Below are 12,976 nucleotides of genomic sequence, written 5' to 3' on the forward strand. Positions count from 1 at the left end.
ACCTCCGAGACCCAACGCCGCGCCGCCCTACCCGCCTGGTTACACACCTACAATCACCACCGCGGCCACACCGCGCTGAACGGCCTACCACCCGCCAGCCGCGTACCCAACCTCATGGGACAGAACACCTAGCGCATGCCGCGGTGCCGCCGGACGCGCCACACGACCAGGGCGGTCACGACGACCGCGGCGAGAACGGCCGCGACCACACCGCCGACGGCCGACTGCACCTGCTCGTACGCCGCCCCGGCGAAGAAGCCCAGGAGGGTGTAACCGACTCCCCAGAGCACCCCGCCCAGGACGTTGAACAGGAAGAACCGCCGGTAGCTCATACGCGAGACCCCGGCCAGGGTCGGCATCATGGCGCGGAGGAACGCGGCGAACCGAGCGAAGAACACCGCCTGAGGACCCCACTGGCGGATCAGCACCTGGGCCCTCTCCACGCGGTGGCCACGGCGGCGCAGGACCCGTACGTTCAGGACCGTGGGGCCGAGGCGACGGCCGATGAAGTAGCCCACACTGTCGCCGGCTATCGCGGCAAGCGTCACCACGAGCCCCACCCAGTACACCGACAGCCTGCCCTGACTGGCGAGCACGCCGCCCAGCACGGCGGCCGTCTCCCCCGGCACGACGAACCCCACGAACAACGCGTCCTCGGCGAAGACCAGCGCCGCCACGACCGCGTACAGCACCGTCCCCGACAGGCCCCAGAGCCAGTTGATGATCGCGTCCACCCGTCCTCCATGCGCCTCCCCGTTGTCGTGTCCCCGAGGAGGCGCGCGTACGCGCGCCGCAGGCCGGGCGTGGTTCACCCAGCGTGCCGCCCGGACCGCCCGGTCAGGCGTCCATGCCCCTGCGGAGCAGGGCCCATGCCCGCGCGGACGTGCCCCGCTGAGACACCCGCCCCCTGGAAACGAAGGAACTTTGCACGCGGACGGGCACAGGCACGACCGGCCTTCACGCCGACCCGGGCATACGTGAGGGGCGCCGCCCCTCCAACCGGGAGAGTGCACGGCGGCCGACCGTCTACAGGAGGAGATGCCGAATGAGCACCGACGAGCAGGTCCTGAGCTACCCGATCCCCAACGACGCGGCGCTGGACCCGCCCGCCGAGTGGGCCGAGCTGCGCGCGACGTGCCCGGTGGCCCACGTCACGCTGCCCAGCGGCGACCGGGCGACCCTGCTGACCCGGTACGAGGACGTCAAGCAGGTGCTGGCCGACCCGCGCTTCACCCGCCAGCTCAACGCACCCGACGCCGCCCGGTTGTCGGCGGACGGCGGCGGCGTGTTCAGCGGCGAGATGGCGACGATCATCCCCGACAGCGGCGAGGAGCACCAGCACTGGCGGCGCCTGGTCGGCAGGTGGTTCACCGCCAAGCGCATGAACGCGATGCGGCCCGCCATGATCCAGATCGCCGAGGATCTCGTCGACGACATGGTCAAGCGCGGCGCGCCCGGCGACCTCAGGGCGAGCCTCGGTTTCCCGCTGCCGGTCTACGTCATCTGCGACATGCTCGGCGTGCCCGCCGCCGACCGGGACCGGTTCTCCTACTGGTCCGACACACTGCTCAACCTGACCCGCTACGGCAAGGCCGAGACCGAGGCCGCCCAGGGCGAGTTCTTCCAGTACATGTCCGACCTCGTCACGGCCAAGCGCGCCGAGCCCGGCGACGACCTGCTGAGCGAGCTGATCACGGCCGGCGGTCCTGAGAACGGCGGGCTGTCCGACATCCAGATCCTGGTCACGGGCATGGCGCTGCTGGTCGCCGGGCACGAGACCACCGCCAACATGATCGGCAAGATGGTCTCCATGCTGCTGGCCGACCGCTCCCGATGGGAGCGGCTGCTGGCCGACCCGTCGCTGATCCGCACCGCTGTGGAGGAGTCGCTGCGCTTCGACGCCAACTCCGGCTTCGGCCTGCCCCGCTACCTGAACGCGGAGACCGAGGTCAGCGGCACGATCCTGCCCCGCGGCACGACCGTGGTGTGCAGCATGGCCGCCGCCAACCGCGACGAGACCGCCTTCGAGAACGCCGGCGAGATGGACCTGACCCGCAGCCCGAACCCCCATTTGTCCTTCGGCTCCGGCGCCCACTCCTGCCTGGGGCAGGCGCTGGCCCGCACCGAGCTGCAGGTCGTCCTGGAGGTGCTGCTGCGCAGGCTGCCGACGCTGGAGCCGGCCGTGCCCGTGGAGGGACTGGAACGCGTGGAAGGGCTCGCCGTCGGCGGCCTGCGCGAGGTCCCGGTCCGCTGGTGACCCCTGACCACAGAGGCTCGATCGGCAAGGAGGACATGGACATGAAGGTCGTCGTCGACGAGGCGAGGTGCTGCGGCGCCGGCCAGTGCGTGCTGATCGCACCGGAGGTGTTCGACCAGCGCGACGAGGACGGCGTCGTCGTCCTGCTGGAGCCCGAGCCCGCCGAGGACCGGCACGACGCGGTCCGCGAGGCCGCCGCCGTCTGCCCCGCCGCCGCCATCCAGGTGGACGAGGACGCCTGAACCCCCATCGCCTCTGACCCGGGAGCACGCCCGATGGTGCCGGGACGGGACGATCCGTCCCGGCACCGGGGGGCCTCAGCCGGCGGCCGGAGGGATCCAGCCGGCCGGGACGCGGGCGATGCGTACGCGCTGCGGGTGGTCGCCGACCGGCACCGAGGTGATCTTCTGTCCGGTCGCGAAGTCGATGGCCGTGACCCGGTCGGCGCCGCTCTCGGAGATGACGCAGGCCCGCCCGTCGCCGCTGACGGTCGCCCAGTAGGGCTTCGAGGCGCTCACCAGCGGGCCCTCCCGCAGCGTGGCCCGGTCGACGACGGTGGCGTAGTCGTCCATCGTCCCGGCGACGCACAGCTTGTCGCCGGCGGGGTTGATCGACAACCCGTGGTGCCGGGAGTCGTTGACCCAGGTGGTGCGGTCCTCGCTGGTGGCCGGGTTCTTCGGCAGGGTCTTGATCCGGGTGATCGTGTCGGTGGCCGTGTCGTACTCGGCGAAGCCGTTGAAGAACGAGACCTGGAAATACAGCTTCGACTCGTCCGGGGTGAGGACGGCGGGCCGCACCGCGTCCGACAGGTCCTTGCGGCCGAAGGCGTCCAGCCGGTCGCGCATGTCGATGGTCCTGACGACCTTGTACGTCGAGGCGTCCGCGATCGTGATGTGGCGGTCGCCCTTCAGCCAGTCCTGGGACGGGCTGTCGAAGTCGTTGTTGACCTCGCCGATCGACATGTTCCAGATGTACCTGCCGCCGCCGGTGAAGATGTTCTCGTGCGGCTTGTCCCCCGTGCGGAACGAGCCGAGCTGCCTGCCGGTGGCGATGTCCAGGACGTGCACGGTGTTGGAGGTGGAGGCCGACACCGCGACCCGGGTCCCGTCGGGGGACACGGCCATGTGGTCGGCGCGGAAGCCGGAGACCGGGAAGCGCCATCTGATCGCGCCGGTGGTCAGGTCGATGGACACCACGTCGGCGAAGCTCGGGCGGGAGACGACCATGGCCGTGCCGTCCGGGGTGGCGTACATGTCGTCGACGAACTGGTCGTGCCCCTCGCCCGGCCCCTGCCGGATGCCCAGGAAGAAGGCCAGCTTGATGGGGTTGAGGTAGATCTCGGCCAGCCGCCGGGCCTTGTCGGGGATGACGTCGATCCGGCCGATCCTGGCGAAGTCGCCGCTCGACTCGATGACGTCCGCGGTGCCGTCCCAGTTGTTGCCGACGAACATCACCTCGCGCGGTCCGTCGGCGGCGCTCGCGGGAGCGGCCGGAACGCCGCAGACGACGGCGCCTCCGACCGCCACGGCGGCGGCGAGCAGGGATCTGCGCAGGCGTGCGAGGGCCGAAGCGTGCATGTGCTTCCTCCGGGGGGTGGGAGGTGGGCGGTGAGCGAGCATGGCCGGCCGAGGGTCCGCGCGCCTTCGGCGCGTGGACTCGCACAAGTCTGAACATTTCAATATTCAGACTGTGTTACTGGATAGTAGGCACCTCTGACCTCCGCTACAAGGCCCAAAATTCATGACAACGGAGCGGAGGGCGCGGTGGCGGGCAGGATCACACCGGCGGCGGGCCGGTACGGCGGCAGGCCCGCGGCGGAACGGCAGGCCGAGCGCCGCAGGCGCTTCCTGGAGGCGGGCCTCGACCTGTTCGGCGCCGGGCCCGGCTACCGCGCCACCAGGATCACGGACGTGTGCCGGGCCGCCGGGCTGTCCAGCCGCCAGTTCTACGAGGAGTTCCACACGCTGGAGGACCTGCTGGCCGAGTTGCACCTGTACGTCAACGACGTCGCGCAGCAGGCGGTCCTCGGCGTACTCCCCCAGGTGCGGCACCTGGAACCCATCGAACGCTGCAGCCGGCTGTTCCGTGCGTACGCCGCCGGGGCCACCGCCGACCCCCGCCACACCCGCATCGCCTTCGTGGAGATCATCGGCGTCAGCCCCCGCCTGGACCGCCAGCGCCTGGACCGCCGGGCCCGCTGGATAGCCTTCCTGTGCGAGCAGCTGGACGACGCCGCGGGCCGCGGCGAGATCCCCGCTCGCGACTTCCGCGTCACGGCCGCCGCCTTCATCGGTGCGATCAACGGCCTCATGCACGACTGGGCCGTCGGCTGGGTCGACGCCACCCTCGACCAGATCGTCGACGAGCTCCTGCTGATGCTCCTGGGCCGCCTCCAGGTCCCCGGCGAGACCGGCCCCGCCGGTGCGGCTCAAGACGTTCCGGCTCAGGACGTTCCGCGATAAGCAGTGGCGGCCCCTCCACCATGGCGTGAGATCCTGCGTCCACCCCGAGATCGAGCCAGGCGGCGGAGGCCGAGGAGACGACGTCATGAGCGACAAGACCGCCCTCGGCGACCGCATGAAGGCGTACGAGCGCGTCACCAGGAGCGTGCTGCCGCGTCGTCGTCCGGGAGACCGGGCGACGCGAGACCGGCTACCGGGACGGCCGGACGGGGAAGGCGGAGACCATCCTCACCACACGGTCCTGGTGGGAGGTGCGGGAGGCGTCGCACTTCACCGCGGATCCGGATGGCTGGCTCGCCGCCGTGATCCCCGCCCTGCCGTCGCTGACCGCCCGTCCGTAGACGCGTTGAGTTCAGGATCAGCTGAATTCAAAATCTCCTGTACTGTCGAAGGGTGCTCACCATCGCTCCCGACGTCGAGGTGCTCGCCCGCTTCGGCCGCGCCCTGGCCGACCCGATCCGCTGCCGCATCCTCCTCGCGCTCCGCGAGGCCCCGGCCCATCCCGCCGACCTGGCCGAGCTGCTGGGCGTCTCCCGCACCCGCTTGAGCAACCACCTGGCCTGTCTGCGCGACTGCGGTCTCATCGTGGCCGTGCCCGTCGGCCGCCGCACCCGCTACGAACTGGCCGACGAGCGGCTCGGCCGCGCCCTGGACGACCTGCGCACCGTGGTGATCGCGGTCGCCGCCGACGGCACCTGCCCCGACGCGGCCGAGGAAGGCTGCTGCCGATGACCGCGATCTCCCTCGGCCCCACCCCGGCCCGCCGCGACACGCTCCGGCGGCGCGTCCGGCTCCTGGTGGCCGCCACGATCACCTACAACGTCGCCGAGGCCGTCGTCGCCATCACCGCCGGCACCCTGGCCTCCTCGGCCGCTCTGGTCGGATTCGGGCTGGACTCCGTAGTGGAGGTCGCCTCCGCCGCGGCGGTGGCCTGGCAGTTCTCCACACCCGAGCACGAGAAGCGGGAGAAGACCGCCCTGAGAGTCATCGCGCTCTCTTTCTTCGCCCTGGCCGCCTACGTCACCGTCGACGCGCTGCGGACCCTGCTCGGCGCCGGCGAGGCCGATCACTCCACCCCCGGCCTGATACTGGCCGCCCTGTCGCTGATCGTCATGCCGCTACTGTCGTACGCCCAGCGCCGCGCCGGCCGCGAACTCGGCTCGGCCTCGGCGGTCGCCGACTCCAGGCAGACCCTGCTGTGCACCTACCTGTCCGCGGTGCTCCTGGCGGGACTGGCGCTCAACAGCGCCTTCGGCTGGTCCTGGGCCGACCCGATCGCCGCGCTGGTCATCGCCGCCGTGGCGGTCAAGGAAGGTCGCGAAGCCTGGCGCGGGGACCCCTGCTGTGCCGTCCCGGCGGCCTCGGTCTCCGCACCCGCCGACACCGCTCACGACGACGGCTGCGCCGGCGGCTGCCGCTGACCTGATCCCCGCCCCCGGGGCCTCCCTCAGGCCCGGGGGCGCGGCGGCGCCGTGCTGTGGCGGACGACCAGACGGGTGGGGACGAGGTCGGTGCCCGGCCGAGCGGCCCCGCCTCCGCGGATCTGCCGCAGGACGCCCTGGACGCAGCGCCGGCCGACCTCGGCGAAGTCCTGGTGGACGGTAGTGAGCGGCGGGACGAAGCAGGAGGCGTCGGGGATGTCGTCGAAGCCGACCACGCTGACGTCGGCGGGGACCGCCAGCCCCCGCTCATGGAAGGCGCGCAGCAGGCCGAGGGCCATCTGGTCGTTGGAGGCGAACACCGCCGTGCAGCCGGGTTCGCCGGCCAGCGCCAGCCCGGCGGCGTAGCCGGACTCGGCGGACCAGTCGCCGTGCAGCGGCGGGGGCACCGGCCGCCCGGCCTCCTCCAGGGCCAGCCGCCACGCCTGGGCGCGGCGCTGACTCGCGAAGGACGTCTCCGGGCCGGTGACGTGCCAGACCGTTTCGTGGCCCAGGCCGAGGAGGTGGCGTACGGCGAGCCGGGCGCCCTCGGCCTGGTCGGTGTCGACGACGCTGTAGCGGTCTCCCGCGTCGGAGTCCACCACGACGACGTGGACTCCGGGGGGCAGCGTCACCGTGCCGGCGTCGAGGAGGTGGATCTCGATGATGACGATGACGGCGTCGACGGCGAGCTCGCCCATCCGGGTGAAAGCGCCCAGCACGTTGTCCTGGGTGGGGATGCCGATGGGGATCAGCGTGATCGCGTAGCCCTCGGCCGCGGCGTGGGTGGCGATCGCCTCCACGGTGCGGCTGTTGCCGGTCGACGCCAGCCCGAAGAGGATCACGCCGATCGTGTTGAACTGCCCGTACCGCAGCGCCCGGGCGGCGCTGTTGGGCCGGTAACCCAGCTCCCGCATCGCCGCCAGCACCTGCTCGCGCGTCGCGCCGACGACGCCGGGATGGCCGTTGGCGACCCTGGAGACCGTCTGGGACGAGACACCCGCGAGCCTGGCCACGTCGGCCATCGAGACCCGTTGCTTGCGCCGCCCGCCGGGGATGCCCGAGCCGCCCCGCTGCGCCCCGCCGATCGGCGCCGGGACCTGCCGGGCCGGGCCGTCCGGATCCATTCCTGTGTCGCTCCCGCCTGCTCGCCCCCGTCGCCGGAGATCGTACGCCGCGATCCGACCGGATGTGACCCGGGGGCCCTTGACCTCCCGTAGGGCCGGTGCCACCATACCGCAGCAGAAGTTTACGTAAACATAACTGCGGCGACTCAAGAGATCACCCTTCGCGACGAACCGACCCCACGCTCGTTCGCTCGCGATGTTCACGTAAACACGGTGTTCACGTAAACGCATGGGAGCCACGACCGACGGACACGCCGCGGAGAGGAGCGAACCGGTGGTCTCGGAAGGGTATTCGGACGTTCGGGGAGGCCGGGCCGCCAGACGCCGGTCATGGGCCGGCTGGCAGTTCGTCGCGCCGTTCATGGCGGTGTTCGCGCTGGTCTTCCTGGCTCCGATCGCGTACTCGCTCCACCTGAGCCTGTTCCGCACCCGGCTGATCGGCGGGACGTCCTTCGTCGGCGCCGACAACTACCTCAAGGTCCTGCAGGACCCGCAGTTCTGGTCGGCGTTCGGGCGCGTCGCGCTCTTCCTGGTCGTCCAGGTGCCGATCATGCTCTTCCTCGCACTGCTGGTCGCCCTCGCGATCGACAGCGGCAGGCTCTACGGGTCGGCGTTCTTCCGGATCTCCGTGTTCCTGCCGTACGCGGTGCCCGCGGTCGTCGCCACGCTGATGTGGGGCTTCATGTACGGCACCAGGTTCGGCCTGATCGGCAACGTCAACGAGGCGTTCGGGCTCTCGCTGCCCGATCCGCTGTCGCCAGACCTGATCCTCGCCTCCGTCGGCAACATCGTGACCTGGGAGTTCGTGGGCTACAACATGCTGATCCTCTACTCGGCGCTGCGGGTGGTGAACCCCTCGCTGTACGAGGCCGCCGCGCTCGACGGAGCCGGCCAGTTCCGGATCATCTGGGCGATCAAGCTGCCCGCCCTGCGCGGCGCGCTGCTGATCGCCACGATCTTCTCGATCATCGGCAGCTTCCAGCTGTTCAACGAGCCGAGCATCCTCAAGACGATCGTGCCGAACTCGATCATCACGTACTTCACGCCGAACTACTACGCCTACTCGCTGTCCTTCCAGGGCCAGCAGTTCAACTACTCCGCCACCGTGGCCATCGTCATGGGGATCATCACGATGGTCGTCGCCTACCTGGTCCAGCTGCGCGGCATGCGGAAGGCGGTCTGAGCCATGGCGACCTCCACTCCCACCGCCGGCCGCCCGAAGACCGTCGCGGCCCGGGGCCCTCTGGTCGTCCGGCGGCGACGGTCCCCGCAGGGCCGCCGCAGCGCGACACTGACCGTGCTGACCGCGCTCATGCTCGTCTACACGCTGCTTCCCCTGGTGTGGCTGGCGGTCAACGCCACCAAGACCCAGGAAGGACTGCTGGGCTCCTTCGGCCTGTGGTTCGCCGGCGACTTCGCCCTGTTCGACAACATCGGCGCGACCTTCACCTACGGCGACGGCATCTTCGTCCGCTGGCTGCTCAACACCCTGCTGTACGTGGTCGCCGGGGCGGGCGGGGCGACCCTGCTGGCGGCCCTCGGCGGCTACGGGCTGGCGAAGTTCGACTTCCCCGGCAAGAAGGCGGTGTTCGCCGTCGTGATCGGGGCGGTCGCGGTGCCCGGCACGGCGCTGGCCGTCCCCACGTTCCTGATGTTCTCGAAGATGGGCCTGACCGACACGCCGTGGGCGATCATCATCCCGTCGCTCGTCTCGCCGTTCGGGCTCTACCTGATGTGGACCTTCGCCACCGACGCCGTGCCGGAGGAGATCCTGGAGTCGGCGCGGGTGGACGGCTCGGGCGAGTTCCGCACCTTCTTCCGGATCAGCCTGCCGCTGCTGGCGCCCGGCCTGGTCACGGTCCTGCTGTTCAACGTGGTCGCCACCTGGAACAACTACTTCCTGCCGCTGATCATGCTGAAGGACCCCGGCTGGTACCCCCTCACCGTCGGGCTGAAGTCGTGGAACCAGCAGGCCCTCACGGCGGGCGGCGAGGCCGTCTTCAACCTCGTGATCACCGGATCGCTGCTCACCATCGTCCCGCTGATCGCGGCGTTCCTGCTGCTCCAGCGCTACTGGCAGTCGGGCCTGGCCGCCGGAAGCGTCAAGGAGTGACCGGCGAGGGACGACCCGGCATGGAATGACCGCCCCCATCGACGTCTGCCTCCCCCGACAACCCAGAAAGGCACTCCCCATGGCGATAACCCGCCGTCGCGCCCTCCTGCTGGGCGCGGCCCTGACCGTGTCGCTCACCGCCGGCGCCTGCGGCTCCTCCGGCTCCTCCGGCGGAGGCGGCTCCGCAGGCGACGCCGCCGCGGCGTCCGCGGCCGTCTCCGACGCCGACATCAGGAAGGCCCTCGACACCGGCGGCTCGATCACCGTGTGGGCGTGGGAACCGACGCTGAAGCAGGTCGTCGAGGACTTCCAGGCCAAGTATCCGAAGGTCAAGGTCAACCTGGTCAACGCCGGCACCGGCAACGACCAGTACACCGCCCTGCAGAACGCGGTCAAGGCCGGCTCCGGGGTTCCGGACGTCGCCCAGGTGGAGTACTACGCCCTGCCGCAGTTCGCCCTCGCCAAGTCGGTCGCCGACCTCGGCGCCCTCGGCGCGGGCACACTGGACGGCACCTTCACCCCCGGCCCGTGGAGCTCCGTGCACGTCGGCGGCGGCATCTACGGCCTGCCCATGGACTCCGGCCCGATGGCCCTGTTCTACAACAAGGAGGTCTTCGACAAATACGACCTCAAGGTGCCCGCCACCTGGGACGAGTTCGCGGCGGCCGCGGAGAGCCTGCACAAGGCCAACCCGAAGGCGTACATCACCAACGACGCGGGCGACGCGGGCTTCACCACCAGCATGATCTGGCAGGCGGGCGGCAAGCCGTACACCGTCGACGGCACCACGGTCGGGATCGACTTCACCGAGCCGGGCACCCAGAAGTTCACCGCCCTCTGGCAGAAACTGATCGACGGCAAGCTGCTCGCGCCGGTCACCAGCTGGAGCGACGAGTGGTACAAGGGCCTGGGCGACGGCACCATCGCCGGCCTGGTCATCGGCGCGTGGATGCCCGCCAACCTCGAGTCCGGGGTCAAGGCCGGCGAAGGCAAGTGGCAGGTCGCGCCCATGCCGCAGTGGGAGGCCGGAGGCGGGGCCACCGCCGAGAACGGCGGCAGCTCGCTGGCGATCCCCGAGGCCGGCCCGAACAAGACCCTCGCCTACGCCTTCCTCAAGTACGCCACGGTCGACGAGGGGGTGCAGGCCCGGGTGGACGGAGGCGCCTTCCCCGCCACCACCGCCCAGTTGCGGGACCCGAAGTTCCAGGACAAGGAGTTCCCCTACTTCGGCGGCCAGAAGGTGAACAAGGTGCTCGCCGAGTCCGCCTCGCAGGTCGTGAGCGGCTGGTCGTACCTGCCCTTCCAGGTCTACGCCAACAGCATCTTCAACGACACGGTCGGCAAGGCCTACACCTCCTCCACCACGCTGCGGGACGGCCTGAAGGCCTGGCAGGACGCCTCGCTCAAGTACGGCGAGGAGCAGGGCTTCACCGTCAGGCAGTAGGAACCGGGTCAGGTACGCCTGGGGCCACGCACGGCGGGGCCGACCAGCAGTGGAAGACCACGTAACCATCACTCGAAGGAGACGTTGTGCACTCTGACCACGGCCACCGGTGGCTCCGCTGGCCGTCCGAGCCCGGACGGGCCCGGATGGCGTTCGGCGCCGACTACAACCCGGAGCAGTGGCCTCGCGAAATCTGGGACGAGGACATGCGCGCGATGCGCGCGGCCGGAGTGAACATCGTCTCCTTGGCGATCTTCTCGTGGGCGCGGATCCAGCCGGACGAGGACGTCTGGGACTTCGACTGGCTCGACGAGGCGATGGACCTGCTGCACGCCAACGGGATCGCGGTCGACCTGGCCACGGCGACGGCCTCGCCGCCGCCGTGGCTGACGACCAGGCACCCGGAGATCCTCCCCGTGGACCGGCACGGCCACCCGGTGTGGCCGGGTGCGCGGCAGCACTGGCGGCCGACCTCGCCCGTCTTCCGCGCGCACGCGCTACGGCTGACCCGGGCCCTCGCCGAGCGCTACGGCGGCCATCCCGCCCTCGCCGCCTGGCACGTCTCCAACGAACTCGGCTGCCACAACGTCTACGACTTCTCCGACGACGCGGCGGCCGCCTTCCGTGAGTGGCTGCGGGCCAGGTACGGAACCCTGGACGAGCTGAACCGCGCCTGGGCGACCTCGTTCTGGTCCCAGCGCTACGGCGACTGGTCGCAGATCCTGCCGCCGCGTCTGGCGGCCTCCTTCCCCAACCCCACCCAGCAACTGGACTTCAAGCGGTTCTCCTCCGACGCGCTGAAGGACCACCTGCGCGCGGAACGGGACATCCTGCGCGAGCTGACCCCGGACGTCCCCGTGACCACGAACTTCATGGTCATGGGCGAGACCAAGGGCATGGACTACGCCGACTGGGCCGGCGAGGTCGACTTCGTCTCCAACGACCACTACCTGCTGACCGGTCCGCAGGCCCAGGACGAGCTGTCCTTCTCCGCGAACCTCACCGGCTCGCTCGCCGGCGGACGGCCGTGGTTCCTGATGGAGCACTCCACCAGCGCGGTCAACTGGCAGCCGGTCAACCTGGCCAAGAGGCCCGGCGGCCTGGCCCGCGACTCCCTCACCCACGTCGCGTACGGCGCCGACGCGGTCTGCTTCTTCCAGTGGCGGCAGTCGGCGGGGGGCGCCGAGAAGTACCACTCCGCGATGGTCCCCCACGCGGGCACCGACAGCGAGGTGTTCCGGTCGGTCGCCGACCTCGGCGCGACGCTCGCCGCCCTCGCGCCGGTCGCGGGCACCCGGCGCCGCCGCGCGCACGTGGCGATCGTGTTCGACTGGGACTCGTGGTGGGCCGCCGAACTCGACTCCCACCCCACCTCGCTGCTGCGTTACCGACAGGAGGCCCTCGACTGGTATTCGGCGCTCCTCGACGCGGGAGTCCGGGTGGACGTGGTCGACGTGGACGACGACCTCGGCGGCTACCGGCTGCTCGTGGCGCCGATCCTGCACGTCGTGCCCGGCTCGCTCGCCCGCAGGCTGGAGGACTACGCCGCCTCCGGCGGCCACGTCGTCACCACCTACTTCTCCGGCATCGTCAACGAGGACGACCACGTGTGGCTAGGCGGCTACCCCGGAGCCCTGCGCGACCTGCTCGGCATCCGCGTCGAGGAGTTCTGTCCCCTGCCGGACGGCGACGCCGTCGACCTCGACCTCGGCGTGTCCGGCACCCTGTGGACCGACCGGATCGACCTCATCGACCCGGCGGCCGAGGTCCTCGCGACGTACAAGACCGGGGACCACGCCGGGCGCCCCGCCATCACGACGCGGCGCGCGGGAGCGGGCTCGGCGTCGTACGTCTCCACCCGCCTCGGCCCCGAGGGGCTCGGGGTCGTGCTCCCCCGCCTGCTGGACGTCGCCGAAGTCTCCTCCGAGCTGCCCTCGGAGGCCCGCGGCCTGGTCGACCTCGCCGTACGCACCGACGGCACCGACGACTACTGGTTCCTGGTCAACCGCACCGACCGGCACGTCGACCTGTCCGCGATTCCCGGCGAGCCCCTCCACGGCCCCGCCCTGGCCGCCGGCACGACCCTGGCCCCCCGGCAGGTCCGGATTCTCCGCCGCGCCCGCGACCGGTGAGAACGCCTGGTGGTCGCGACCGG

General features: G+C 70.9%; 13 protein-coding genes. 10 read left to right on the top strand and 3 right to left on the bottom strand.

Features of this window, described 5'->3' with window-relative positions:
- Nucleotides 1-132 (top strand): integrase core domain-containing protein (locus HHX41_RS36660; protein ID WP_182909623.1); only part of this gene is annotated, 132 nt, incomplete at its 5' end.
- Here the strand turns inward: HHX41_RS36660 and HHX41_RS36665 are convergent.
- A complete protein-coding gene (locus HHX41_RS36665) occupies nt 129-734 on the bottom strand; it encodes a DedA family protein (RefSeq protein WP_182909624.1) in 606 nt (201 codons plus the stop codon). The genes HHX41_RS36660 and HHX41_RS36665 overlap by 4 nt on opposite strands.
- A 311-nt stretch (nt 735-1,045) precedes the next feature.
- On the opposite strand from HHX41_RS36665, the gene HHX41_RS36670 reads away from it, so the two are divergent.
- The gene (locus tag HHX41_RS36670) at nt 1,046-2,257 is read left to right on the top strand and encodes a cytochrome P450 (RefSeq protein WP_182909625.1); all 1,212 of its coding nucleotides are present in this window, start codon (nt 1,046-1,048) and stop codon (nt 2,255-2,257) included.
- Between the two features lie 41 nt (nt 2,258-2,298).
- The gene (locus tag HHX41_RS36675; RefSeq protein WP_169985118.1) at nt 2,299-2,499 is read left to right on the top strand and encodes a ferredoxin; all 201 of its coding nucleotides are present in this window, start codon (nt 2,299-2,301) and stop codon (nt 2,497-2,499) included.
- A gap of 75 nt (nt 2,500-2,574) precedes the next feature.
- Here the strand turns inward: HHX41_RS36675 and HHX41_RS36680 are convergent, their stop codons facing one another.
- Nucleotides 2,575-3,834, bottom strand: coding sequence for a YncE family protein (locus HHX41_RS36680; protein ID WP_182909626.1), 1,260 nt, complete (start codon nt 3,832-3,834; stop codon nt 2,575-2,577).
- A gap of 186 nt (nt 3,835-4,020) precedes the next feature.
- Between HHX41_RS36680 and HHX41_RS36685 the strand changes: the two genes are divergently transcribed.
- The 3 genes from HHX41_RS36685 (at nt 4,021) to HHX41_RS36695 (ending at nt 6,140) form a co-directional block, all read left to right on the top strand.
- A complete protein-coding gene (locus HHX41_RS36685; protein WP_182909627.1) occupies nt 4,021-4,719 on the top strand; it encodes a TetR/AcrR family transcriptional regulator in 699 nt (232 codons plus the stop codon).
- 393 nt (nt 4,720-5,112) lie between these two features.
- Entirely contained in the window at nt 5,113-5,451 is a 339-nt protein-coding gene (locus HHX41_RS36690) for a helix-turn-helix transcriptional regulator (RefSeq protein ID WP_182909628.1), read from the top strand.
- On the top strand, nt 5,448-6,140 hold the full coding sequence (locus HHX41_RS36695; RefSeq protein ID WP_182909629.1) for a cation transporter: 693 nt from the start codon (nt 5,448-5,450) through the stop codon (nt 6,138-6,140). Before HHX41_RS36690 ends, HHX41_RS36695 begins: the two co-directional genes overlap by 4 nt.
- A gap of 26 nt (nt 6,141-6,166) precedes the next feature.
- Here the strand turns inward: HHX41_RS36695 and HHX41_RS36700 are convergent, their stop codons facing one another.
- On the bottom strand, nt 6,167-7,264 hold the full coding sequence (locus HHX41_RS36700) for a LacI family DNA-binding transcriptional regulator (protein WP_220504755.1): 1,098 nt from the start codon (nt 7,262-7,264) through the stop codon (nt 6,167-6,169).
- A gap of 274 nt (nt 7,265-7,538) precedes the next feature.
- Between HHX41_RS36700 and HHX41_RS36705 the strand changes: the two genes are divergently transcribed.
- From HHX41_RS36705 to HHX41_RS36720, 4 genes are all read left to right on the top strand, one after another.
- Entirely contained in the window at nt 7,539-8,447 is a 909-nt protein-coding gene (locus tag HHX41_RS36705) for a sugar ABC transporter permease (RefSeq protein ID WP_310742342.1), read from the top strand.
- Between the two features lie 3 nt (nt 8,448-8,450).
- Nucleotides 8,451-9,377: a carbohydrate ABC transporter permease gene (locus HHX41_RS36710; protein WP_182909631.1), complete on the top strand. Its 927-nt coding sequence runs from the start codon at nt 8,451-8,453 to the stop codon at nt 9,375-9,377.
- 79 nt (nt 9,378-9,456) lie between these two features.
- Complete coding sequence (locus tag HHX41_RS36715) at nt 9,457-10,821, top strand: sugar ABC transporter substrate-binding protein (protein WP_182909632.1); 1,365 nt, start codon at nt 9,457-9,459, stop codon at nt 10,819-10,821.
- Nucleotides 10,822-10,907: 86 nt separating this feature from the next.
- A complete protein-coding gene (locus HHX41_RS36720) occupies nt 10,908-12,953 on the top strand; it encodes a beta-galactosidase (RefSeq protein ID WP_310742343.1) in 2,046 nt (681 codons plus the stop codon).
- Nucleotides 12,954-12,976: the final 23 nt, after the last annotated feature.

Source organism: Microbispora sp. H13382, assembly GCF_014161445.1.
GTDB lineage: Bacteria > Actinomycetota > Actinomycetes > Streptosporangiales > Streptosporangiaceae > Microbispora.